This window comes from Aequorivita sublithincola DSM 14238 (genome assembly GCF_000265385.1).
Taxonomy (GTDB): Bacteria; Bacteroidota; Bacteroidia; order Flavobacteriales; family Flavobacteriaceae; genus Aequorivita; species Aequorivita sublithincola.
This window is the reverse complement of record NC_018013.1, coordinates 1,691,745-1,717,068: the sequence shown is the minus strand read 5'-3', so window position 1 is coordinate 1,717,068 and position 25,324 is coordinate 1,691,745. Positions and strand designations below refer to the sequence as shown.

General features: G+C 35.6%; 23 protein-coding genes and 1 tRNA gene. 9 read left to right on the top strand and 15 right to left on the bottom strand.

Annotated features, from left to right (window positions below):
- Window positions 1–247: 247 nt before the first annotated feature.
- Window positions 248–802: a nitroreductase family protein gene (locus AEQSU_RS07965; protein ID WP_014782350.1), complete on the bottom strand. Its 555-nt coding sequence runs from the start codon at window positions 800–802 to the stop codon at window positions 248–250.
- A gap of 102 nt (window positions 803–904) precedes the next feature.
- A complete protein-coding gene (gene gldJ / locus AEQSU_RS07960) occupies window positions 905–2,563 on the bottom strand; it encodes a gliding motility lipoprotein GldJ (protein ID WP_014782349.1) in 1,659 nt (552 codons plus the stop codon).
- 653 nt (window positions 2,564–3,216) lie between these two features.
- On the opposite strand from gldJ, the gene AEQSU_RS07955 reads away from it, so the two are divergent.
- Entirely contained in the window at window positions 3,217–4,656 is a 1,440-nt protein-coding gene (locus AEQSU_RS07955) for a caspase family protein (protein ID WP_014782348.1), read from the top strand.
- Complete coding sequence (locus AEQSU_RS07950; RefSeq protein ID WP_014782347.1) at window positions 4,657–5,652, top strand: toll/interleukin-1 receptor domain-containing protein; 996 nt, start codon at window positions 4,657–4,659, stop codon at window positions 5,650–5,652. It begins immediately after the preceding gene.
- Between the two features lie 192 nt (window positions 5,653–5,844).
- Here the strand turns inward: AEQSU_RS07950 and AEQSU_RS07945 are convergent, their stop codons facing one another.
- From AEQSU_RS07945 to AEQSU_RS07905, 9 genes are all read right to left on the bottom strand, one after another.
- On the bottom strand, window positions 5,845–6,501 hold the full coding sequence (locus AEQSU_RS07945) for a DUF5995 family protein (RefSeq protein ID WP_211206524.1): 657 nt from the start codon (window positions 6,499–6,501) through the stop codon (window positions 5,845–5,847).
- Window positions 6,502–6,730: 229 nt separating this feature from the next.
- A tRNA-Asp gene (locus AEQSU_RS07940) sits at window positions 6,731–6,804 on the bottom strand.
- A 239-nt stretch (window positions 6,805–7,043) separates the two neighbouring features.
- A complete protein-coding gene (locus AEQSU_RS07935) occupies window positions 7,044–7,973 on the bottom strand; it encodes a DUF58 domain-containing protein (RefSeq protein WP_014782345.1) in 930 nt (309 codons plus the stop codon).
- A 12-nt stretch (window positions 7,974–7,985) separates the two neighbouring features.
- Entirely contained in the window at window positions 7,986–8,447 is a 462-nt protein-coding gene (locus tag AEQSU_RS07930; RefSeq protein WP_014782344.1) for a copper resistance protein NlpE, read from the bottom strand.
- A gap of 5 nt (window positions 8,448–8,452) precedes the next feature.
- Window positions 8,453–8,998, bottom strand: coding sequence for a ClpP family protease (locus AEQSU_RS07925; protein ID WP_014782343.1), 546 nt, complete (start codon window positions 8,996–8,998; stop codon window positions 8,453–8,455).
- Between the two features lie 180 nt (window positions 8,999–9,178).
- Window positions 9,179–9,496, bottom strand: a complete 318-nt coding sequence (gene trxA / locus AEQSU_RS07920) for a thioredoxin (RefSeq protein WP_014782342.1) — start codon at window positions 9,494–9,496, stop codon at window positions 9,179–9,181.
- 100 nt (window positions 9,497–9,596) lie between these two features.
- Window positions 9,597–14,027, bottom strand: a complete 4,431-nt coding sequence (dnaE, locus tag AEQSU_RS07915; RefSeq protein ID WP_014782341.1) for a DNA polymerase III subunit alpha — start codon at window positions 14,025–14,027, stop codon at window positions 9,597–9,599.
- Window positions 14,028–14,282: 255 nt separating this feature from the next.
- A complete protein-coding gene (locus tag AEQSU_RS07910) occupies window positions 14,283–14,732 on the bottom strand; it encodes a ferritin-like domain-containing protein (protein ID WP_014782340.1) in 450 nt (149 codons plus the stop codon).
- Window positions 14,733–15,124: 392 nt separating this feature from the next.
- Window positions 15,125–15,922, bottom strand: a complete 798-nt coding sequence (locus AEQSU_RS07905) for a DUF6252 domain-containing protein (RefSeq protein ID WP_014782339.1) — start codon at window positions 15,920–15,922, stop codon at window positions 15,125–15,127.
- Between the two features lie 134 nt (window positions 15,923–16,056).
- Between AEQSU_RS07905 and AEQSU_RS07900 the strand changes: the two genes are divergently transcribed.
- From AEQSU_RS07900 to AEQSU_RS07890, 3 genes are all read left to right on the top strand, one after another.
- Window positions 16,057–16,677, top strand: a complete 621-nt coding sequence (locus tag AEQSU_RS07900; RefSeq protein WP_014782338.1) for a 30S ribosomal protein S16 — start codon at window positions 16,057–16,059, stop codon at window positions 16,675–16,677.
- Window positions 16,678–16,688: 11 nt separating this feature from the next.
- Complete coding sequence (gene rimM, locus AEQSU_RS07895; protein WP_014782337.1) at window positions 16,689–17,213, top strand: ribosome maturation factor RimM; 525 nt, start codon at window positions 16,689–16,691, stop codon at window positions 17,211–17,213.
- 103 nt (window positions 17,214–17,316) lie between these two features.
- Window positions 17,317–18,054 carry a tRNA1(Val) (adenine(37)-N6)-methyltransferase gene (locus AEQSU_RS07890; RefSeq protein ID WP_014782336.1) on the top strand — a complete coding sequence of 246 codons (738 nt, stop codon included), beginning with the start codon at window positions 17,317–17,319 and terminating at the stop codon, window positions 18,052–18,054.
- Between the two features lie 9 nt (window positions 18,055–18,063).
- Here the strand turns inward: AEQSU_RS07890 and AEQSU_RS07885 are convergent, their stop codons facing one another.
- The 4 genes from AEQSU_RS07885 to AEQSU_RS07870 form a co-directional block, all read right to left on the bottom strand.
- Window positions 18,064–19,212: a hypothetical protein gene (locus AEQSU_RS07885; protein WP_014782335.1), complete on the bottom strand. Its 1,149-nt coding sequence runs from the start codon at window positions 19,210–19,212 to the stop codon at window positions 18,064–18,066.
- 4 nt (window positions 19,213–19,216) lie between these two features.
- Window positions 19,217–19,669 carry a hypothetical protein gene (locus AEQSU_RS07880; protein WP_014782334.1) on the bottom strand — a complete coding sequence of 151 codons (453 nt, stop codon included), beginning with the start codon at window positions 19,667–19,669 and terminating at the stop codon, window positions 19,217–19,219.
- Between the two features lie 27 nt (window positions 19,670–19,696).
- Window positions 19,697–20,251 (bottom strand): hypothetical protein, encoded by a 555-nt coding sequence (locus AEQSU_RS07875; protein ID WP_014782333.1) that lies wholly within the window; start codon window positions 20,249–20,251, stop codon window positions 19,697–19,699.
- Between the two features lie 72 nt (window positions 20,252–20,323).
- Window positions 20,324–20,884, bottom strand: a complete 561-nt coding sequence (locus AEQSU_RS07870) for a hypothetical protein (protein WP_014782332.1) — start codon at window positions 20,882–20,884, stop codon at window positions 20,324–20,326.
- A 492-nt stretch (window positions 20,885–21,376) separates the two neighbouring features.
- Between AEQSU_RS07870 and AEQSU_RS07865 the strand changes: the two genes are divergently transcribed.
- The 4 genes from AEQSU_RS07865 to AEQSU_RS07850 all read left to right on the top strand — a co-directional run bounded on the left by AEQSU_RS07865 (window position 21,377) and on the right by AEQSU_RS07850 (window position 25,323).
- Window positions 21,377–21,757 carry a helix-turn-helix transcriptional regulator gene (locus AEQSU_RS07865; RefSeq protein ID WP_014782331.1) on the top strand — a complete coding sequence of 127 codons (381 nt, stop codon included), beginning with the start codon at window positions 21,377–21,379 and terminating at the stop codon, window positions 21,755–21,757.
- A 131-nt stretch (window positions 21,758–21,888) separates the two neighbouring features.
- Window positions 21,889–23,067: an acyl-CoA dehydrogenase family protein gene (locus AEQSU_RS07860; protein WP_014782330.1), complete on the top strand. Its 1,179-nt coding sequence runs from the start codon at window positions 21,889–21,891 to the stop codon at window positions 23,065–23,067.
- Between the two features lie 632 nt (window positions 23,068–23,699).
- Window positions 23,700–24,599, top strand: a complete 900-nt coding sequence (locus tag AEQSU_RS07855; RefSeq protein WP_014782329.1) for a metallophosphoesterase — start codon at window positions 23,700–23,702, stop codon at window positions 24,597–24,599.
- A 34-nt stretch (window positions 24,600–24,633) separates the two neighbouring features.
- Window positions 24,634–25,323 carry an SGNH/GDSL hydrolase family protein gene (locus AEQSU_RS07850; RefSeq protein ID WP_014782328.1) on the top strand — a complete coding sequence of 230 codons (690 nt, stop codon included), beginning with the start codon at window positions 24,634–24,636 and terminating at the stop codon, window positions 25,321–25,323.
- Window position 25,324 lies beyond the last annotated feature (1 nt).

Below are 25,324 nucleotides of genomic sequence, written 5' to 3'. Positions count from 1 at the left end.
GGTATCAGGTATCAGGTATCAGGTATCAGGTATCAGTTATCAGTTATCAGTTATCAGTTATCAGTTATCAGTTATCAGTTATCAGTTATCAGTTATCAAATATAACTAAAAAATTAGTTTAAACTAATTTTTTAGTTAATAAAATTATATTCCTATTAAAAAACCTCACAGATTTCAGGAATCTGTGAGGTTTTAAGTGTAAATTTTGAATTAGAAATCTTGTCCCGACAGCTATCGGGATTGAATCCTATATCCAAGTGGTTTTTTCTTCAATAGTGCTTTTGCGGGTTCCTTCGGGAAGTTCATCATTGTATTTTCCCATATAGAAAAAGCCTAAACATTGTTCTCCTTCTTCCATCTTGATAAGTTTGTCCATATGTTTTATAATACCTGGCGAGGCCCAATATGCGCCAATACCCATCTCGTGTACCGTGAGCCACATATTTTGAACAGCCATAGATGTAGCTGCAATTTCTTCCCATTCGGGCAAACTTTCTTTTGGATCGCGTTGCATGCAAATAGCGATTACACAACCAGCTTTTACGGGATTGTCCATGAATTTTGCATAAGTAAATTCTGAAAAATTTGAAGTAGTTTGCTTGTAGGTTTCTGCAGCAAATTTTCCGAGAGCTACCTGAGATTCACCGTGAAAAACTTTAAAACGCCAAGGTTCTGTTCTTTTGTGAGTTGGCGCCCAATTGGCAGTTTCAAGGATGGCTAAAATTTCTTCTTTGGAAATTGGCTGATCGTTATATTGTGCTGGAAAAACCGCACGTCTGTTCTTTATTGTTTCTGAAATCATTGTTTTTATTTAGGGTCGTGAAGATACTGAAAGCGCGTTTCTAAAAAAACAATTTTGGATAAATGAGGAAACTTTAAAAAAATTATTTCTACATAATTAATCTTAACGAGCTCTTTTCTTTTTGTTGGTTTTTGACCCAACTCTAGACATTGCGCATCTAAAACCAATATAATTTGTGGCCATATATTCCGGCAAATATCTACGTTGTGCAGGATCTAGCCAATATTCTCTATCGCGCCACGAACCACCTTTAAACACACGCGCCTCATCATTGATAAGTGTAGTTTTATTAGCGGTTTTATCGTATTCTCTTTGAATTTTTCCAGTACTATCGACATAAGTTTTTTGAACTGGTGAATTGTACATTGGGTATTCTGTTGAAGAAGCATTTTTTGTATTATAGGCTTTAGAACCTTGATCGCCATCTAAGTAATTTCTATTGTCGCTTGTTGAAAAATTTATGCGAAGATAGGTTTCTTTGTCATCTACAGGCACTTGAATTAATTCTCCAGGCAGTTGTCTTGGAATGAGTTTTCCATTCGGTAATGTATCATAGATAATAGCATCTACGGTTACGGAATTAAAAGTTCCGTCTGCATTTTCAGAACTTTTGGTGTAAACATTTCCGCGGAAATAATTGAAGTCATTATAATCATCTTCCACTATTGGTCTATAAACATCTGCCACCCATTCTGCCACGTTTCCAGCCATATCATAAAGACCATAATCATTTGCCACATAGCTTTTTACTTTTGCGGTTATGTCTGCATTGTCATCACTCCAACCTGCAATTCCACCATAATCACCTTCACCTTGTTTAAAGTTTGCCAATTGGTCTCCTTGAGATTTACGTTTTCCCGAACGTGTGTATTGGACGTTCCACGGATATTTTTTTCTTCCTTTGTGGGTGTTGTATTCTCTAATACCATCAAGACCTAAGGCTGCATATTCCCATTCGGCTTCCGTTGGCAAACGATATGCAGGAAGAAAAATTCCGTCTTTTCGTTGCAAATATAAATCTGTGTGTTTTGCACCAAGCTCAGTACTATCCTTTTTCAATTCTACCAATATTTTGGAGCGTTTGCCACCATTTAATATGGAATCATTTCCGCCGTAAGACAGTGAAGGCGCTGTTAAATAGGTTTCTGTTGAAAAAAGTTCAGCTCCTTGAACATTATATCGTGCATTCGGAGCGGTAAATCCTGATTCTTCTAGAAATATTTCATTCACTCTATCTGTTCTCCATTTGCAGAAATTAACGGCTTGTAACCAACTTACACCAACCACTGGATATTCCCCAAAAGCAGGATGACGCAGATAATTTTTGACCATAGACTCATTGAACCCCAAAGAATTACGCCAAACCAATGTATCCGGCACTGCGCTAGCGTAAATATTTTTATAATTATCAATTTCTGGCGGAAAAACTCGTTTTACCCAATCTATATATTCTAGATACATTAGGTTGGTTACCTCTGTTTCGTCCATATAGAAGGACATAACGTGTTGCTGATTTGGAGTGTTGTTCCAATCGCCAATAGGATCGTCTTGCACTTTCCCCATAGTGAATGTGCCACCCTCAATCAAAACAAGACCCGGACCTGTTTCCTGTTCTTGTGCTTCTTTATTGTAATTTTTTGCAAAACCACCCATACGGCCAATCATTTTCCAGCCAGTTGCTCTCGAACTGTTTTTATAATCCGGTTTGTTAGAGCAGGAAAACGAAAGAATTAAAAAGAAAAAAAGAAGCAATCGGCTCATTAATAGTTGAATTTTTAACGAGCCAAAAGTAAAGTTATTCTGCCTTGAAGCAAAATTGTAGTTGATAGATTTTAGTCTCAAATTGAAGTTGAAACGAAAATTGCACTTTTTTTAAGATAGCCTCTTATCGTTCTATTTATAGTTGATAATACCTATCAATGCTTTGGCATTCAATAGAAATCTGGTTACTATATTGTTATATTAATCCCTTTCAACAATTTTCTAGAAGCAATAAAACTGCTCTTTTAAAGAACGTTCTTTTTCAATCTTCTAAAAATTTAAAGCTTAAACCAAGATTTTAACCAAAAAAATACATTAATTTTAACAAGTTATCTTATTGCAAGATGGATTTATTCATAATAGAAAAGCTAGTAATTGCTGAACTTAATACACCCAAAAATGTTTTTTTTGTTCGGTTTTGTCAAGAAATCAAGTTATTGAATATTTCCAATTTTGCCTCATATCCTCACAAACATATAAAACGATATCCTCACCTTACGTTTTAATGTTTTATATGTGAACAATATAATAGTCATAACTGAAATAGACATTCACCTTCAACAATTACATTTTATTGAAACCGAGCAATTCCATTATGAAGTTTTATTTTAGAAATTTCCCTTTGTGGAAAATGCTTATAAAAAATTGATCTTATGTACTTAAAAAATGGAATCACCTCATTATCCGTATTTTCCATTATAGTTTTCATGTTAATTTCAACAACCATAACTGCTCAAATAAAAAATGATGTGGTGCCGGCTACTAGAGGTGCGATTACTCCTGCTTCCAGCGATAAAATTGCACTGTTAATAGGCAACGCCGCATATGAAGGAGAAAACGCACTGAAAACACCTAAAAATGATGTTGCAAAAATGGAAACCGCTTTAAAAAAATTGAATTTTTATATTGTAAGGATAGACGATGCCTCGCGTGATGAAATGTACCAAGTCTTTTCAGTTTTTGAAGAAAATTCCAAACAGGCTAGAGTTGCTTTTTTTTATTATTCTGGTCATATGGTTGTACTCAATGACAAGAATTATTTGGTTCCCATTGATGCAAAGATAAATAAGGAGGAAAATGTAATTTCCCAAACGGTTGCATTGGATTCTATGATGAATAATTTAAAAGCACGAGAAAGTGTAATCGCTATTGATGTTGCTTACCCAAGTCATTTTAAATTCAATAAATCCGCGTCAAGTAATGGAATTTCTTTCGCAAAACCTAAGAATTTTGATAAGGGTCTTTTAAGTTTTACAACGGGAAGCAATGCAACCTTAAAAGAAGGTGAAAGCAGTTTATTCAGCACTTATTTTTCAAAGGAAATAGTAAATGGGTTTCCTTATGTTGCTTTTCTGGCTGCAAGAACTAACATAAAAGCAATTACCAATGGAAAACAAGACTTGGCTGCTTTTGGGTATATTACAAATTGCAATACGGGCTATGGCAGCTGTTCCAATTGGAAAGATGATACGGTTATGTCGTTTATGCCAAGATTCGCATTTCCATGGCCACCACCTCAGGCTTCTGCCCGAGATGTAATTCCGAAGGGCTTTTTTTCAACTTGTAAAACGTTGGGAGATGTTAATGTAATTCTCAGATCAGCTCTGGACAAAGCCGAATATTTTGAAAAAAGTTATTATCCAATTGGAGATGGTGAACACGGATTTGTGGTTACTACTCGTTTAGAACAAATAAATGAAGACGCCACATCAATAAAGGGGACAGATAGATGGGCAATAAAGTATAATGAAAGGAAAGATATTTCATTTTCAAAATATCTTAGCTCGCTTTTTTTTCCTCAGAAAGGATATTTTAGGGTAATCGCCTTTATTGTTACGGACAATTCTTTAAAAAAATCAAGTGAAAGTCCTACAAAAGATGAAGCACTGGGCTGGCTCGATAATGGCGAACCCGATATTCCATACGGAATTCCTGAGAGATTATTCACTAAGAACTATAACGTTACCGCCTTAATCTATGAATATCAACTCCCAGAAAATGATATTAACGCTGCCCTTGTTCCTCATAGTTTACATCAAGGAAGGGAGCACTTAGTAAAAGCTAAACTTTGGGGTGAATTAAGCAAAAATTAAATGAAAACAATCAGACAAATCCGTACACGCTTATTGAGTATTTTTTTAACTGGTTTCATATTATTGTTGCTTGCCATAGTTTTGCAAACCATTGGAGGTAAATATAAAAACCTAGTTTATATTCCTTGGCTTTGGTTGGTGGCTCTTTACATTGCTCCTATTTTAGTTTTATTTCAAATTGGAGAAAGAACCGTAAAACGGAATATTACAATTATAGTAGCTCTTTCTGGCTTATTTGTGTTTTTATCGCTACTTACTATTCTTTTGCAAGGATATGTTGCTACAACACAAGAAGGGCTTCCATATTTGGCATATTCCAAGACTTTACTAATGTCTGCGCTACTACTTATTCCGTTGGAGGTGTTTATAATTTATTTAATTCGAAAAAAATTATATATCAAAAAGGTGGTTGATGCTAGCACTGATTTCTCCAATATGGATCCAAAAGTGTTTATATCTTATAATCATAGTGATAGTGAAGTTGCTTTAAAAATACTGGATGCTCTTGAAAAAGCGAGCATAGAAGTAATTATAGATCAAGAAGATATGATGGCAGGAGCTGATATAAAAAACTTTATTGAGAAATCTATAGGTGAATCTACTGTAACCGTTTCTTTAGTATCGAACAGAAGTTTAAAATCTGCTTGGGTAGCACTTGAAACTATTGACACCTTCTTTTTAGAACGCTACATGAAAAACAAAAAATTTATTGCCTGTTATCTTGATGACGATTTCTTTCAACCGGATTATACTTTAAAGGCAGTAACTGACATTGACGAGCAGCTGAAAACCAATCAGAAAATGATTCCTGAATATCAGCAAAAGATGATAGACACCAGAGATCTTAATATTCAAAACACTCGTTTATTAGCACTTAGAAACAATCTGGATGGGATTATTGGTAGATTAAGAGATAGTTTGTGTCTTGATGTTAGGGAAGAACCGTTTAATCAAAGTATGAAAAAACTGATTCAGGCTATTGAGGATGATTCATAACGACAGCAATTAGTCTTGATCCCTAAAAAGGCTCCTCCAAATGGAAGAATTTAAGGTAAAATAAGTAGAAACAATCAAAAACAAAAAAAGTCTCTCCATTTTGAAAAGCTTCTCATCGATCTTACCTATAATTATTAGGATCTAGCCAAATACTCAATTTGTGTTACTGAATTTGGAATTATTGTAATACATTTAGAATATACAAATGGTTTCAGCACGCTTTAAAACAGATTTTTCAAGTTTTAAGCGAAAGACTTCGTGTTCTTCAGAATGTTCAATTTCAAGAAGTTCTTGCGTTTTTTCCCAAACATCTTCCCTCCAATTAGTAATGAGTTTGGAAATTAGATATTCGTCCATTCGACCCAACAATAAATCTACCCACACAAGAGTTGGGTTTAATGGCTCCAAAATTTCATCTTGAACCCGATCTATAGTACTTGCAATTACATGATTTACATGACGATGATCTTCATAACGCTGCTTTCTTTGAATTTCCGAAAGTGTGTTCCATTCAGGTTTTAATAGATCGTGTAAGGCCAATACCAAGTCATAATTTATATGAGCATTCACACCAAGTATTAAGAATTGCAGTTCGCTTAAATTAGAATTCTTTGTAGCTTTATGGGCGTTGTCCCAAACTTTAGAGGTTGGCTCTCCACAATCATAACAGATTAAACCCTCAAAATAATAATTAGCAAAGCGACGCAGCAATTTATTTACCCAAAGGGTATCGTGAAACTCGTTGTTACTAATTGCTGAAACCATATTGGTACTCATTAAATGGTAACAGTTTAGAAATACTAGTCGTGAATCCTTAATAGATTTCCATTGCTCTATATATTGACCCATTTTAATTAATTTTGAATCAGCGGGTTGCATAACAATTGTTTTAAATTTGAAGCTACTAATCTAAGAAAAAATGGAATCATTTTGAGGACAATCTCAAAAGTTGTATGTGAATTGAAGAAATTCAGAATTGTGATAAAACAAAAAAAGCCTCTCCATTAGGAAAAGCTTCTCATCGGTCTATTTCTAAACCACAAGCCACCTTTAAGTGACTCAACACAACATCTTGTTGCGGTCTGGACGAGACTCGAACTCGCGACCCCCTGCGTGACAGGCAGGTATTCTAACCAACTGAACTACCAGACCAAATTTTCAATCTACCTTTCGGTAAACCCTAACAACAGTTAGGCATAGTGAAAAATTGTTACCAATACATTTTGGAAACATGTTCCTTGCTGTATTAAGCGGTGGCAAATATACTACTCCATTTCATTTTCGCAAACTATTTTATTGAAAAAAATAAATTAATTGCTTTGAGCCATATATCTACCTTCAAACTTATAAAATTGTAAATGCACACCGCCACTGAACACTAAATACAGTTTTTACCCAAACTTCTGGCGTTCCACTAAATAGGTAGTCAAAATCTTGTTGAAGCTCTCATTAATGTCTGTTAAAACATATTTTATTCTGTATTGCGCACAGCGAAGTTGCAGTTCCTTAAAGTAATTTTGAACGGCTTCTTCGTATTGTTCCTTAATATTATCTGCATAAAGATTTACGTGTTCTCCTGTTTCAACATCTACAAATCGCTTTGGGCGGTTGCTAAAATCGAAGTTTACCTCTCGCTTTTTATCAAATGTATGGAAGAGAACCACTTCGTGTTTATTATGTTTTAAATGTTGAAGGGCATCAAAAAGTTTTTCGGCTTCGGCATCACTTTGAAACATATCTGTAAAAAGAAAAACCAACGAACGGCGTTTCAGCTTTTCTGCAATTAAATGAAGGTGTTCATAGGTTTTGGTTTGAGTATTTTCTTTTGAAGAAAGCAAGGCTTCATTCAACTTTTGAAGTAACATTTGGTGATGGCGCTCACTTCCTTTTTCCGAAGCATAAAATTCATAAGCGTCACTGTAAACACTCAATCCCACGGCATCGCGCTGTCGTTTCATTAAATTCATAATTGCCGCGGAAGCCAACACAGAAAACCCAATTTTGTTCAAGGAATTTATATTGAACTGCTTCAATTTCGGATAGTGCATCGAGCTACTATTATCCACTATTAAATGGCAACGTAGATTTGTTTCTTCTTCGTAACGTTTGGTGTAAAGTTTATCCGTTTTGGCAAAAAGTTTCCAATCTATATGTTTGGTACTTTCGCCATTGTTATAGATTTTATGTTCAGCAAATTCTGCCGAAAAACCGTGAAATGGGCTTTTGTGAAGCCCAGAAATAAAGCCTTCCACCACTTGTTTTGCAAGCAGTTCTAGGTTTTTAAAACCTGTAATTTCGTTTATCTCTTTCTCTATATTCAAAAGTCAGATTTTCTACTGAATCGTTTTTTTCAAAATATACATATTAGCCAAATCGCCTTCAATCACATTTCCTTTTTCATCCAACATCCACACTTGATTTTCACCAACTTTGAATTGAAAAGAACCACTTACAATTTTTAAACGAATCTCTGTACCATCTTGATTCCAAATAAAGTTGCCTTCTTGAGTAAATAAGTTGTCGTCTTCAGTCTTACCTAAATATGTTTGCGAAAGTTTAAAGGTTTTATCGTTTTTCAATTCTAAAATAGTTTCAATTCCCGAACAATCAGCACAAGGCGTTGTTCCTTCATAGACGCCTGCCCAATCTAAAGAATTTTCGGAGTTATGTGAATCTACAATGGCCTGATCTACAGTTTCCGTTGTTTCTTCTGAAGAAGTTTCTGTTTTTTCTCCATTCTTGCAGCCTACAAATGTCATTGCTGCAATTGCTAACCCCAATACTATCTTTTTCATACTTATTATTTCAAAACTTTATCTACAATTCCATATTCAACAGATTCTCCAGCATCCATCCAATGATCGCGGTTAAAATCTTTCATCACTTTTTCAAATTTTTGGCCACAGTTTTCAGCTAAAATTCGTGCGCTGATTTCTTTTGTTTTCAAAATTTCCTGAGCGGTAATTTCAATATCGCTAGCAACGCCACGAGCCCCACCGCTTGGTTGGTGAATCATAACGCGTGCGTGTGGTTGAATAAAACGTTTTCCTTTTTCGCCTGCGGAAAGCAAAATACTTCCCATTGAAGCCGCTAAACCAGTACAAATTGTTGAAACCGGACTTTTTATCTCGCGCATAGTGTCATAAATTGAAAACCCTGAAGTTACATAGCCGCCCGGACTATTGATGTAGAATTTTATTTCGTCGTGGCTCAAGGCGTCTAGATACATCAGCCTATCCACAACATGGCGTGCGCTTTTGTCATCCACCATTCCCCAAAGGAACACTTTGCGTTCCTCCAATAATTTGCCGTCAATTATATCTTGTACTTTTTTTGTTTTTTCCATAGTTTTTGGTCTGTCTCCTCGAGTGTAGTCGAGAGGTTTTATAATTATATTATTTTAATAGAGAGTCTCGACAGTGCTTCGACTGCGCTCAGCATGACACGCCTGTCCAGACATTTTACTAATATAGAAAAAGGCCTAGCAATACGCCAAGCCTTTTATAGATTTATTTCTTTTGAAATTTTACAAAAGCACATCAATCGCCTCTGCGTAAACATTTTTAGGAGCAACGCCTACTTGACGGCCAACTACTTCACCATTTTGGAAAACCAATACGGTTGGAATGTTACGTACTCCGTATTTTGCGGCAAACTCTTGGTTTGCATCTACATCTACTTTTCCTACAATGGCTTTGCCTTCGTATTCTTTACTTATTTCTTCAATGATTGGTCCTACCATTCGGCAAGGTCCACACCAAGCTGCCCAAAAGTCAACCAATACTGGTTTGTCACTTTTTAGAACTGTTTCTTCAAAATTTGCGTCTGTTATTTCTAATGCCATAATCTTTGTTTTTAATGATTGTCAAAAATAGTTATTTTTTTTACTATAAAGTGGTTGTTAATATATGTTTAGGAAATGTGAGTATTGTTTATTTCTATTATCAATTCAACTTATACCGAACCTGTTCCTTTTCAAGCTCATCCAATAATTCCTTGGATATGTTGATCTTATGATTTCGGCTAGGCATAGTAAGATGAATTTTTTCGTCTTTTTCATAAACCACAAAAAACAATTGTTTTTCGCCTTTATGGGTTTTTACGAGATTTTTAAGTGAATCAATCCGTCCATCTTTCAAATCGCTCAACGGCATTGAAATCGTTAACTTTTTTCCGTGCGTTTCCATAACATCGTGAAGTAATTGAACGCTATTATATTGAAGGCGTGGGTCACTCTTTTTACCAGTTTCACGATTTGTCCAGCCTTCTTTTACTAAAACCCGTCCATAGATGAAGCTGTTTGGAACCAAGAAATGGCGCCATTTTAAATATTCTTCACCAAAAATTTTGAAATCGTAACTATCGTCATAATCTTCAACGGTGAAAATAGCCCAACCTTTTCCAGCCTTCGATTCTCGGTGTTGAACATCACTAACAACACCTCCAAAGCACATTTCTTTATTAAGATAATCCTCCAAATGATTAAAATTTGAAACCTTGCAATTTGTAAAACTGTCCATTTCTATTTTAAAATCATCCAGCGGATGGCCTGAAATATATACACCAACCACTTCGCGCTCCTGTCTCAATTTTTTCATCGTGCCCCATTCCTCACAAGGTGGAACTTCGGGCTCAGGAATTTGTACTTCGCTAGCATCGCCAAATAGACTTACTTGTGAAGAGTTCTGCGTTTCCTGATACTTTGCGGCATAACGCAACACTTTTTCCAAAAACATTACTCCATCGCCATCGTCGTGAAGATATTGCGCTCGATGCGCATCGAAACTATCAAAACCACCCGCCAATGCTAAGTTTTCAAATGCTTTTTTATTTGCGGAACGCAGGTCAATTCGCTTTGCCAAATCAAAAACCGATTTGTATTTCCCGTCTTTTCTATGTTCAACAATCGTTGAAACGGCGCTGCTGCCCACACCTTTTACGGCACCCATTCCAAAACGGATTGCTCCTTGATCGTTCACTGTAAATTTGTGGAAAGATTCATTTACGTCTGGTCCCAAAACTTTCATTCCCATCCGCTTACATTCGTCCATAAAAAAGGTGACTTGTTTTATATCGCTCATATTATTTGAAAGCACCGCAGCCATATATTCCGCAGGATAATGTGCTTTTAAATAGGCTGTTTGGTAAGCAATCCAAGCATAACAAGTGGAGTGAGATTTGTTGAAAGCGTAACTCGCAAAAGCTTCCCAATCCTTCCAGATTTTTTCTAACTTTTCTGCATCGTGGCCTTTTTCCGAAGCTTGAGCAACAAATTGCGGTTTCATTTTGTCGAGCACCGATTTTTGCTTTTTACCCATCGCTTTTCGCAAAACGTCTGCTTCACCTTTTGTAAAGCCTGCTAATTTTTGCGAAAGCAACATCACCTGCTCTTGGTAAACTGTAATTCCGTAGGTTTCTTTTAAATATTCTTCCATTCCAGGAAGGTCATATTCTATTTCTTCTTCGCCATGCTTTCTTTTTACGAAACTCGGAATGTATTCCATCGGGCCCGGACGGTAAAGCGCGTTCATTGCTATTAAATCCGCAAAAACCGTTGGCTTTAATTCCTTCATGTATTTCTGCATTCCGGCAGATTCATATTGAAAAATCCCAACTGTTTCTCCTCTTTGGAAAAGCTCGTATGTCTTTTCATCATCAAGCGGAAAAACATCTGGATCCAGATCAATATCGTGCTTGTGTTTTACGAGTTTAACCGTGTCTTTTATAAGTGTCAACGTTTTTAAACCCAAGAAATCCATTTTTAGAAGTCCCGCACTTTCAACAACCGAGTTGTCAAATTGGGTTACATATAAATCTGAATCTTTTGCAGTGGCAACGGGTACAAAATCTGTAATATCGCTAGGCGTAATAATTACACCACAAGCGTGAATTCCAGTATTCCGAACAGAACCTTCAAGCACTTTAGCCTGATTTATGGTTTGCGCTTCCAGATCACTTCCTTTGGAAAGATTTAGAAGTTCGTGCACTTTTGGAAGTTCATCACTTCGAAAACGACCTCGCAGTTCCGCATCACTCAAACCGAAAATTTTGTTCAGTTTAGTCATGTTTGGAATGAGTTTCGAAATTCTGTCGGCGTCATTCAACGGTAAATCTAAAACCCGCGCTGTATCGCGAATGGAGGATTTTGCTGCCATAGTTCCATAAGTGATAATTTGCGCTACTTGGTTACTTCCGTATTTGTTGATTACGTAATCCATAACCTTGCTCCGGCCTTCATCATCAAAATCAATATCAATATCGGGCATACTTACACGATCTGGGTTTAGGAAACGCTCAAAAAGCAAATCGTACTTTATTGGACAAATATTTGTGATTCCCAAGCAGTAGGCAACAGCACTTCCCGCCGCAGAACCACGTCCTGGGCCAACGGAAACATCCATTTTCCGTGCTTCGGCAATAAAATCTTGTACAATCAAAAAGTAACCAGGATAACCTGTATTGGCGATTACATCCAACTCAAAATCGAGACGTTGCTTAATTTCTTTTACGCGCTCTGAAGCATTTTCTGGAAGCTCAAAACTTGTAAGTGCTTCATAAGAAACTTCTATTAATTCTGGATAGCGTCTTTTGGCGCCTTCATAGGTTAGATAGCGTAAATAGGCATTCTCACCACGTTTCCCACCGTCAATATCGTCAGTTTTTAAAAATTTTTTTGGGATACCGAAATTGGGTAGCAAAACGTCACGATGCAATGAAAAAGGTTGAATTTTTGAAACTACTTCTTCAATATTCGAAATTGCTTCAGGAAGATCTTTAAAAAGGACTTTCATTTGATCCTGCGACTTAAAATAGTATTCCTGATTTGGCAAACCGTAACGATATCCGCGACCACGACCAATTGGCGTTGCCTGTTTTTCACCATCTTTTACGCAAAGTAAAATATCGTGCGCGTTGGCGTCTTCTTTGTCAATATAATAAGTGTTGTTGCAAGCAACGAGTTTTACATTATTGCGCTGCGCCATTTCAACCAAAACATCGTTTACGCGCTTTTCGTCTTCTTGGTCGTGGCGCATAATTTCCACATAAAGGTCTTCACCAAACATTTCTTTCCACCAAAGAAGTGCTTCCTCAGCTTGGTTTTCGCCTATGTTTAGAATTTTTCCAGGCACTTCGCCATAAAGACTTCCAGTTAAAACAATGATGTCTTCTTTGTACTTTTCTACAATATTTTTATCGATTCGAGGGACATAATAAAAACCTTCGGTGTATGCGATTGAAGCCATTTTCGCCAAATTGTGGTAGCCGCTTTTGTTTTTGGCGAGCATTACAATTTGATAGCCGTTGTCCTTGTGGTTTTTGTTGAGATGATCTTCGCAAACGAAGAATTCGCAACCTACAATCGCTTTTAAAGGTTCTGGTGAAGTTTCTTCCTCATCATTTTTAGGTAAGTCAGCTAAGGTTTTATTGTAATTAGAAACGGCTTGTACAAAGTGAAATGCGCCCATCATATTGCCCGTATCCGTGATTGCAACGGCGGACATATTATTTTCAACGGCTGCATTCACCAAATCTATCGTACTGGAAGTGGATTGCAAAATTGAAAACTGAGAATGATTGTGAAGGTGCACAAACGGAGCATCTTCTAGCGTGGCAATATTTTCTTTTATTTCTTCGGAAGAGATTTCCTCTTTTTCTGAAACGGCCTGCATTTGCTTCCGAATTTTTTCTGAAGCTTTTTTAAGATTTATATGTTTCAGCCCAATAAGCTGAATGATTTTTGGGTTTTCTTCTGAAAAATTTTCGAAATAATCTGGCTGTACATCAAGTTCCTCTTTCGTGAAAATTTGACGACGAACCAATTCTAGAAAACAACGTGTGGTGGCCTCAACATCTGCTGTTGCATTATGTGCTTCGGCAAAAGGTTCGCTAAAAAGATATTCGTGAAGCTCGGTTAATGTTGGCAATTTAGACTTTCCGCCACGACCACCAGGAATCTGACATAATTGGGCGGTGGTTTCCGTACACGTATCCAAAACTGGAAAATTTGGTAACGGGTTTTCTATTCCTAAACGGAAAAATTCCGCGCCCATAATATTTACATCGAAACCTAGGTTTTGACCAACAATGAATTTTGTTTTTGAAAGCGCAATTTTGAATTTTTCAATCATTTCTTCCAAGGAAATTCCTTCAGAAGTTGCCAATTCGGTTGAAATTCCGTGGATTTTTTCAGCATCAAAAGGAATGTTGAAACCTTCGGGCTGCACCAAATAATCTTGATGCTCAATCATATCCCCCATTTCATCGTGAAGCTGCCAAGCAATCTGGATACAGCGTGGCCAGTTATCGCTATCGCTCACGGGAGCGTTGTAACGTTTTGGAAGGCCTGTGGTTTCTGTATCGAAGATTAAAAACATTTTTTCAGGGATTTAGGAGTTAGGAAATAGGGATTAGAACAAAGGCGTCTGAGTGTTTTGAAAGCATTATCGAAAACTTAAGTTTCGAGACTAATTTTCTTGCTTCCAAAATGTATCGAAGACACAATTTTTGAAAAAAGTAAAAATAGAAAAATCAACCGCCTTCGGGAAGGAAAACTATGAAGAGTTGTTCACAATAAAAAACCGTCTTTGGAAATTTCCAAAGACGGTTTTGTTCTTCTTTTTCAAAAAATATTAAGCGACTACTTTTTCAAAGTTTTTAGCACTTTGCCACGCAGTATTGATGGTGTCACGTTGATTGGTCAAAACTTTCTGAGTCGTTGGAGGTAATGTTGTGTCTTTAATCACTTCATTGTACTCTTCAATTGCAGCTTTTTCACCTTTTTGAACTTCGCCTAAAATTGTTTCTTCATTATTTGAAGAAAAGGCCGTTTCAATATCCATCCAAGTTCTGTGAATTGCTCCTTTGGTGCTTCCACCTTTTTCTGGAGTTTCGCCGTAGTTTTTAATCTCAGTCTTTAATTCGTGACCGAAATCATATCGCTTTTGAGCTTGTTCGCCAAAGAATTGCTTCAGTTTTGTGTTCTCCACTTTTTCTGCAGCTTTTTTATAACCCTTTTCGGCATCATAATTTTTCTCTAACAGTTCGTTTAATTTGCTTGTCATTTTTTCAGTAAACTTCATCATCTTTCGTTTTAAATTATACAGCTGTTTTTTCTTCATCATTCCTCTAAAGACAACTGCTCAACTTCATTCGGATATATCCTAATATACCATGAATAGAAGGTTTTCAACGAATTATTAACCTAAGTTTAGCGCAAATTAACAAGGTTTAACCTTTGAAGCGGATTTTAAGTAGAATATTATTGGTTTTACAATGAATATTATGAGAATAGTTTGATAATAGTGTTTAAAAACTGACATAAGACTTTATGACATAGAACTTAAGACTAAAAAAATAGCTTTTTTGAAAAACATATTAAATAGGAGGTTATTATTAGTCTTAAGTCCTTTCGTCTTATGTCCAATTAAAAAGATTTCTCATTTTCTTCCACACAAATAATGGTAGAACCAGACTATTTATATACAACATCAAACTTCCCTTCCGTGATTTCGGTGCGGTTGGTAACAAAGGCAAAAGTTCCCTTTATGGTTTTTGCCGTAGTGTCGTGTTCAAGGATGTTTAGTGAGCCGTCAGTTACGTTATCAGTACCAATAAGATCTTGATACTTCGCATTAAAACCTGTTTCTGGTAAAGTATATACTCCAACTTCGACTGTAGCAGGCACTGAAATTGCAATTAAAGAATTGGCTTTGCTTCCTGTTATTATTAAGGTATTACCGGTATTTCGAACATTTACAAGAATTGGCAAGAATGTATTGCCATCAACTACGGCGCTAAAAGTTCCATCGTTGGTTGGATCTACAATGATTCCATCGTCATAACTAACGTCATGTAAAACTCCTTTTGAAACATAAATTGTATCTACTCCAGGAAGAAAAGCATTGAAGTTGAATATTCCGGAAAGCGTTTTATTAGTTTCATTCACTTCAGAAATGGTTATTACACCTTCGCCATTCGGTTCTGTAGTGTAAAGATTTCCACCCATATCCTCATAAAAAGCATAATTTGGACGTCCTTCAGCAATAGTAAAATTTCCTTTACCCAAGCGTGAAATATGAATCGTTAGCGACTCGTCATCATTAACTCCTTGAATAGTAACGCTACCATTATCATTTAAAACTGCCTTTACATCGTTAGACTTATAGAATCTATTGTCTACTTTTGCCTGCAATGCAACTTGGTTATCTTCAACATCTTCGCAGGAAACTATAGATAGAACGGCTAAAAGTATAAATAGAAACTTTTTCATAAGTAAAAGGGTATTTAGGGTTTTGGCAAATGTAAAATAAAAACTTTAATTGATTGAATTTCAAAAAGAAAATATACTATCTTTGCCGTCCTTAATTATAACCGGGGTCGGGAACTCCAAAAATTAATTTAAATATGCCTGTAAAAATCAGACTACAAAGACACGGGAAGAAAGGTAAGCCTTATTTCTGGATTATTGCTGCGGATGGACGTAGTAAAAGAGATGGTAAATTTCTTGAAAAATTAGGATTTTACAATCCAACAACCAACCCTGCACAGATTGACCTTAACGTGGACAGCACTGTAAAATGGCTTCAAAATGGAGCACAACCTACAGATACTGCTCGTGCTATTCTTTCTTATAAAGGAGCTTTAATGAAAAATCACCTTGCTGGTGGTGTTCGTAAAGGTGCCTTGACAGAAGAACAAGCTGAAGCGAAATTCAATGAATGGTTAGAGCAAAAATCAGGATCTATTGATCACAAAAAAGCAACTCTTTCTGACGCTAAAGACAAAGTAAAAGCTGAAAAGCTTGCTGCTGAAAAAGCCGTAAACGAAAAACGTGCTGCTGATGCCGCTGCCGCTTCTGCTCCTGCAGAAGAGGAAGTAACTGAAGAAGCTGAAGCAACTTCTGAAACTCCAACTACTGAAGAAACTACTCCTGCTGCTGAAGTTGAAGCAACTGAAGCTCCTGCTGCCAAATCTGCAATAGAAGAGGCTGCTGAAGAAGCTAAAGAGGACAACAAAGAAGCATAATTTTCAGAACGATGCAAAAGGAGAACTGCTTCTACTTAGGCAAAATCGTTAGAAAATATAGCTTTAAGGGAGAATTGCTCGTAAAATTAGATACGGACGAACCTGAACTTTTTACTGAAATGGAATCGGTTTTTGTGGAACAACGCAAAAACCTGATTCCATTTTTTATTGAAGAAAGCTCATTACACAAAAGCGAACTTCTTCGCGTGCGGTTTGAAGATGTGAAAAATGAAGCCGATGCCGATGCCCTTATCGGCGCACATTTATATCTACCTTTAGAATTTCTTCCAAAACTCACTGGCAATAAATTTTACTTTCACGAAATTATAGGTTTTACTGCTGAAGACGAAGTTTTCGGAAAGATTGGTGAAATTACTGGCGTTAACGACACTACTTCCCAAGCTTTGTTTGAAATTGATCGCGACGGAAAACAAATCTTGATTCCGATGATAGACCATTTCATAAAAAAAGTGGATCGGGAGAATAAAACAATACTATTGAAAGTGCCGGATGGATTGATTGAAATGTACTTGTAGAAATTACAAATAGCAAGCACCAAATTCCAAACAAATCCCAAAAAAGAAAATCCAAATTCCAAAATTTTCAATCAACCATCAACAATCTTCAATATTAAATCCTTTGAAACCTTTTAAATTCAAACAATTCACCGTTGAACAAGACCGCTGCGCAATGAAAATTGGCACAGACGGCGTTTTGCTTGGCGCTTGGGTTTCAATAAAAAACAATCCTTTTTCAATTTTGGATATTGGCGCAGGTACAGGAATTATTGCCTTGCAACTTGCACAGCGTTCCTATGCCGAAATGGTGGACGCCATTGAAATTGATGGAAATGCCTTCGAACAATGTGTTGACAATTTTGAAAACTCACCTTGGGGCGATAGACTTTATTGCTATCATGCTTCTTTGGAAGAGTTTATGGAAGAAATTGAGGATAAATATGATTTGATTATTTCGAATCCGCCATTTTATTCTCCCCCTCTGCCTGCGGCATCTCCCCCAATAGGTGAGAAAAAAATTCCTAATTCACGAAAACTGGCAAGATTCAATGATGCACTTCCTTTTGATGAGTTGATTGAAAGCGTTTCGCTCCTACTATCAGACGAAGGAATTTTTTCGGTAATCATTCCACGGAAAGAAGAAGAAAGTTTCATAAAAATGGCTTCCGAAGTAAATCTTTTTCCAAACAGAATTTGCAGAGTTCGCGGCAATGAAACTTCCGAAGAAAAAAGAAGTATGCTGGAGTTTTCTTTTGAAAAGAATTTAATAAAAATTGAAAACCTAACTATTGAAATTTCTCGACACGATTATACCGACGATTATAAAAATCTCGTGCGGGAATTTTACTTGAAAATGTAGCGATTATTCTTAATCATATTCACTAATACCATATAACAATTGCTTCATTTTTGTGCCATTAATCTCAACTGGCTTGTAAGCAGTATTAAACTTATCAATCGTAATTGTTATGCCCTCTTTCAAACGTGTATATTCAACTGGGGTTTTAGATGCGCATTGCTGTTCGTTTTCATAGCTTGATAGCATAATGCCGAATTTTTCGTAGAAATTAACGCTTTCGTTTATAAAATTATTATACTCTGTTATAAACTGTAGCAACCTATCTATCGGGAATTCTAAATTTATTTGAAGGCTTCTTGCTGTGTCCAATTTTGCTTTGTCTGCCATGGTTTTATCCATTGTCACTAAATAACTATCAAGATTTTTTCGAACTGCATCCCAATCATCATTTTTTCTGCATTCTTCAAGCCCTGTACTGTAACCTAATGGTTTAGTGTATTCCTTAAAAAGGTCGATGACAGATTCAGAAATATTTTCGTTTTTCTTCTGTAAAAACGCAGTCTCAAAGTAAATGGTATTAAGATCATTGTGCATACGCAAGGTAAAATCAAGAATACATTCTACTTCCTTTAAGCTGCTGTCTTTTTCGGCTTTGGAAGTATTGGTATTCACAAACATAGACACAAAGGAATAAACAACAGAGGTGTAAATATTACTTTCTAATATGTTAGATATATCAAAACCTGCACGTTTGTCCTGCGTAGTTTTCAACTTATCCTTCATTTGCACAAACTCTGGATAATTGTTTGGATTACTTATTTTATTTACATCCCGCAAATTCGAAACCGCTGAAAAATGATGGTCTAGAGACAGCGTTTTTTCGTAAAGAATTTTTATAATTTGTAGCCCTTTTATATATCGTATTTTGCTAATATCACGTGATTCAAGATTTTTCAATAGTTGTAATTGCATATTTAATGCATCTTTTGCTATTAATAAATCTATTTTCTCTTCTATAGTCTTCGCATAATTTAACGAAATACTTGTCTGTTGCAATTGCAGGAAAATCACTTCTCTTTTTACGGAATACTCTTGTTGCAACACATTTATCTCAAAAAGCATTTCATCCACAACTTTGTTGGGGTCTGCTTCTGATTTAATTGCACAAAAACCCTTATGAAAGCATAGGAATATTATAAAGACAATTTTTAGTTTCATGGCTTTATTTTTTGCTACGCTCTGTGAGCGTAAGGGTTATTATAACTTCATCTTCTTTTATTTGCATTGGGTAATTTCCAGTTTTAAGTAGGTTGTATTTTGGATCAATTCCAATCACCTCTAAAACATCATTATTAAACTGTAAATCACCATCTTGTATAAATATTTTTGGCAGAATGGCTTGAAAACTAGAAAAGTAATTGCCCGCAACACTTATTTCTTCGTCTAGTGTTAATGAAGCACGCAGGATGTTCAAAACAAACGTGTTTTTATTCAATTTTTGTATGTCAATATCGTTGTTGGGGCTACTGGTTTTATTAACACTGCAAAGCCCGCCCCCGCCAGCGCAGTCCCTGCCACGTATATCGAAACCTATTGGTGCTTTTGATTGGGAATGGGCTGTAAAATATGAACAAAGCAGTGCCATAACCAATATGGAATATATTTTTGGTTTCATAATTTTTAATAAATTAATGTTAGAAAATTAATTTAAAGTCGATAAAATCGAATCGTTTAGGTAATAAGATTTACCTATATACTCTCCTCTTTTATAATAAACATATAGGGGATAACCCAAGGAACCATCATTACATATACCACACAATTGTGTTAAGAATGTATCGTATTTATTAGAGGCATCAAATAAGTTTCCAGATGGATGCTTGGTTGGATCAATAACTAAAGGAACATAATTAATATTATATTTTTTTATTACTGTTGTTAACAATGAATCACGAGTATCTCTATTTAACATATCTATTACATAATAGATTTTTATATTCTCTTCGTTCAAATATTCCTGCTGTTTTTCAATTTTTGGCATAAATTCGGGCACTCCTGAACAGGAAGGACTGGTTATAATAACAATTGCATTTTTACCTTCGTCGTGAATTTTCTTCGAAAGAGTCTTTGCATCAGTATATTGATGAAAACTTTTATAATTTTTATCTTCACGATTAACTAGAAACACACCACCAATTAAAATTAGAACTATAATTATGAAAATTGAAAAACCAAAAAATACTAAAAATTTTCTCATAATATTAGATGTTTAAAATACTTCTTCAATTTAAAAAAGAGACCGCTAATTTATAGCGGTCTCTTTCCAGTCCTACTTAATCCTCAACATTTTATAACCGGCTGCGGCGATAGTCGGCGTATATTTTTGCTGCTTTTTTAAATTGTTAAATGTAATGCCTTTAGCTTTTAATTCATTTATTACAGAATCATCAATAATAGGTAAATAATCCAGTGAAAAGCCATCTTTAAACTCTTTAGATTTGTCATTTGAGCCAATAAAAATATAAACTTCATTTTTATCATTTACAGCCAGTAAAGTATTTCCAGTATCATTTAAATACTTTGCCAATTGGGCTTCAGTATCAAAAGTTACATTTCCACTGGTTTTACCAATTCTGCATATTCCATTATAACAGCAAGAACAATTAGGAACATTCATTCCAAATTCAACAGATATAATCACTAGCCACCAAGGCAGTTTAGTGGTTTCGAAATTATTATTCATAAATTCGATACTAATGTCGCTGCTTTCTCCAACCTTATTTTCAATATTATAATTGGAATAAGGAATTACATTAGCATAGCTTGCAAGTGATATCGTCATTATTAGACTGAAAATCAAAATTGTTGAAATACGTGATAAGTTTTTCATAACTATAATATTTAATATTTAAAACACCTACTCTATACGCTTTTCGGTTACCGCGATTTTTAAGACAAAAACCAACTGTGTTTTAATATTAAATTGTAACTTTGATTTTGTGAACGCTTTGTTACATTCTAATTTTTATAATTAGTTTTTGCGAGGCTGCGAGAGCTCTTACCTTGTAAGGGCTTTCTCTTTTTAAGATGGTTTATTCTTTGATCTGGCTTTAATTTTAGTTGATTAGTATGTTTTTAACATAATATATGTATTAAAACACAAGGTAAAGTTAAATCATAAAACAATAGCTTTTACAAACACTCCAAATCGAAAATTGAAAAATCATGAAATTCCTGTTCTTTCATTTTGTAACAAAATGATAATCAATACTATGCTTGTTATTCGCATAAGTCATAATAAATGAATAATAATAATAATAGTGTATTTTACCCGATTTTTTATATATTTGAACGGTATTTAGCTCCCCCTAAATCATAAAATATGCATATTAAACTACGTAAACTAAGAGAAGAAAAAAGGGTTTCTCAAGAAGAGATGGGACGAATGCTTTCTATATCGCAACCACAGTATCAACGTAAGGAATCTGGTTTTGCATTGTTTACAAATGATGAACGCGATTTACTTACCGAATTTTTCAATGTCCCAATAGAAGAAATTTTAGATACCATTGCGAGCGCACAGCACAATGACCAACAACAAGGTGGTGTTTCTGCAATATACTATTTTGCCGACAAAGCCATTGATGAGTTTAAAGAAATGAACCTATTTTTAAGGGATGAACTCAATATCAAAAAAGAACAAACTTTAAAACTGCAACAAGAGATTGACTTGCTAAAAAGTAAATTAAAAAAAGCAAATTAATTTTCAAGTAGCTTTTCCAAAAACCATATTAAACATCCTATGAAAATTCATTTCATAGGATGTTTTGATTAAAAAGCTTAGTCTATTTGACAACTGCTATATACATTTGTATTCCTTAAAATTATTTATAGATGAAACCAGATTTATTCGAAGCTCCAGATTACTACAATCTTGACGAATTACTTTCCGAAGAACACAAATTAGTACGCCAAGCTGCCCGCGATTGGGTGAAGCGCGACGTATCGCCCATAATAGAAGAATATGCCCAAAAGGCAGAATTTCCAAGCCAAATCATTAAAGGTCTTGCCGAGATTGGCGCATTTGGACCATACATTCCCGAAGAATACGGCGGCGCTGGTCTTGACCAAATTTCTTACGGCTTAATAATGCAGGAAATTGAACGTGGCGATAGCGGTGTTCGTAGCACGGCTTCCGTACAGTCTTCATTAGTAATGTATCCAATTTGGAAATATGGAAACGAAGAACAACGCAAAAAATACCTTCCAAAACTAGCTTCGGGCGAATGGATGGGCTGTTTCGGACTTACGGAACCTGACCACGGAAGTAATCCTGGCGGAATGACCACCAACTTTAAAGATAAAGGCGACCACTATCTTTTGAATGGTGCTAAAATGTGGATCAGTAACGCTCCTTTCGCTCAGGTTGCCGTAGTTTGGGCAAAAAATGAAGAAGGAAGAATTCACGGATTAATAGTAGAACGTGGTATGGAAGGCTTCTCAACACCTGAAACACACAATAAATGGTCGTTACGTGCTTCTGCAACTGGCGAACTTATTTTTGACAACGTTAAAGTTCCGAAGGAAAACTTACTTCCAAACAAATCAGGATTGGGTGCACCACTTGGCTGCCTTGATTCTGCACGTTATGGAATTGCTTGGGGTGCAATTGGCGCTGCAATGGATTGTTATGACACTGCGCTTCGTTATTCCAAAGAAAGAATGCAATTTGGAAAGCCAATTGGCCAATTTCAACTTCAGCAGAAAAAACTTGCGGAGATGATTACTGAAATCACCAAAGCACAATTACTAGCTTGGCGTGTTGGCGTAATGCGAAATGCAGGAACTGCAACCAGTGCCCAAATTTCTATGGCAAAACGAAATAATGTAGATATGGCGATCAACATTGCAAGAGAAGCACGACAAATGTTAGGAGGAATGGGCATCACAGGCGAATACAGTATTATGCGCCACTCTATGAATCTTGAAAGTGTAATTACTTATGAAGGAACCCACGACATACATTTATTGATTACGGGACTAGATATCACAGGCCTAAATGCTTTCGGTTAACATTTAAACTCATTGGAACGGCCAACTTTTTAAGTTGGCCGTTTTTTGTTTCTCTCATTTATATAGATCCTGTTATTTTTAAAAAGTTCGTTTGTTATTATATTTTTGTGTCAAAACACAACTATCAAATAAGACAAATGGACTATAGTCCATATAGACAACATTACACCTGATACTCAGACTAAAGAAAAATAGTTCACGTAAGAAAATCATCCAAAAGATAGAAGGTATCGGATAATTTTCAATTATAATTTGTCTTTACCAAACCAAGAATATAAATAATACGTAAATAAGAAATACCACTAGAAAAAAGGTATTCTTATTATGATAGTATCGTATTTGGCGCTCGTTATGGGGGCGATAATTCTAATTCTGTTGATTGTTTTTCTTTTCAAGAGTTTTAAAGTAAATAGAGATATTAAAAATGAAATTTCTTGCCTTAAAATGTGTAAAAAATAAAATAGAAATCTACTCGAACTCTAGCATTTTCAATAATTATCTTCTTTTTTCCACAACTTTTATGACACCGTATAGTATGGTTTCGGTCTGGTTTATTGTCTTAGATTATTAAAACTGCTAAGTATATTTTGACAAAAGATTTCTAATTGTATCTTTAAGGAAATAATTCAGCAATGTCCTCAAAATCCAGAATGTATCGCGCTTACAATACAGCTCGCAGAATTACATTCAACGATGATTCAAAATTCATAATTTTCAGCGATTGCCATCGAGGCGATAATAGTTTTGCGGACGACTTTGCAAATAACCGTAACATCTATTTTCACGCCCTTCAAGATTATTATAAAAACGGTTTTACGTATTGTGAATTAGGAGACGGCGACGAACTTTGGGAAAACATTTTCTTTAAAGATATTTTTGAAGCACATCAAAATGTATTCGATTTGATGAAACTTTTCTTCAACGAAGGAAGACTTTATAGGCTCATGGGAAATCACGATATGGTCTATAGAAACAAAAAATATGTTGAGAAAAACCTCTTCAGTTATTTTGACAAAATTACTGGTAAGGACGCGCCACTTTTCCCTGGAATAGAATTCACGGAAGGATTAATACTTTCACACCAAACCACCAATCAAGAAATTTTCATGATGCACGGTCATCAAGCAGATTGGATGAATTATGTAGGTTGGAAATTCAATCGTTTTATGGTTCGTGTACTTTGGCGGCAGCTACAAGTTTTTGGCATTAGTGATCCTACAATCCCTGCAAAAAACTATAAAGAACTCATTAAAGTTGAACGTCGCACCAAACGTTGGATTGTGGAAAATAAAAATCTTTTTACTATTATCGGGCATACACACAGACCAAGGTTTCCCGAGCCTGGCGACATTGCATTTTTTAATGATGGAAGTTGTGTACACCCGCGAAGCATAACAGGAATGGAGATTGAAAAAGGTGAAATTTCACTTATAAAATGGCACATTTCTACCACAGAGGACGGAACGCTTAAAGTAGTTCGAGTTTTGCTGGAAGGGCCACAAAAATTGATTGATTATAAAACTGAAGCGTAGTTTTTATCGTATTATTACAAAACAAATACTGAAAATGATGAATTTCAAAATAGTGATAGTACTTGCCTTTTTCCAAATTTCTTGTGGAGTTTCAAAAAAGAATACTTCTGCAGAAAAAACTACAAATAAATATTTAGCGCTCGGCGATAGTTACACTATTGGCGAAAGCGTTTGTAGTGATTGCAACTATCCCAAACATTTAACGGAAAGCCTAAACGAGGTTTTAAAGGAAAAAACTTCAGTAAAAATAATTGCCAAAACAGGTTGGACAACTACAGATTTACTTTCGGCGATCGCTGCTGAAAATCCTTCAAAAGACTATGATTTGGTTACTTTATTGATTGGCGTTAACAATCAATACCAAGAAAAACCTTTTTCGCTTTACGAAGAAGAATTCCCCAAACTGCTAGATATGGCTATCGCTTTTGCCAAAGGAAAAGCTGAAAACGTAATTGTACTTTCTATTCCAGATTACGCTTTTACACCTTTTGGGCAAAAATCTGGTAAAGCTGAAAAAATAACTTCGGAACTAAAAAAATACGACGCTTTCGCGGCAAAGATTTCAAAAGAAAAAGGAGTGCGTTTTGAAAACATCACGCCTATAACTCAAAAAGGATTGGAAAATGCAGATTTGGTAGCTTCAGACGGTTTGCATCCTTCAGAAGTGGCTTATAAAAAGTTTGTTGAGCAAATCCTTTCGTTCGCCAAAAACATTCTAAAATAAT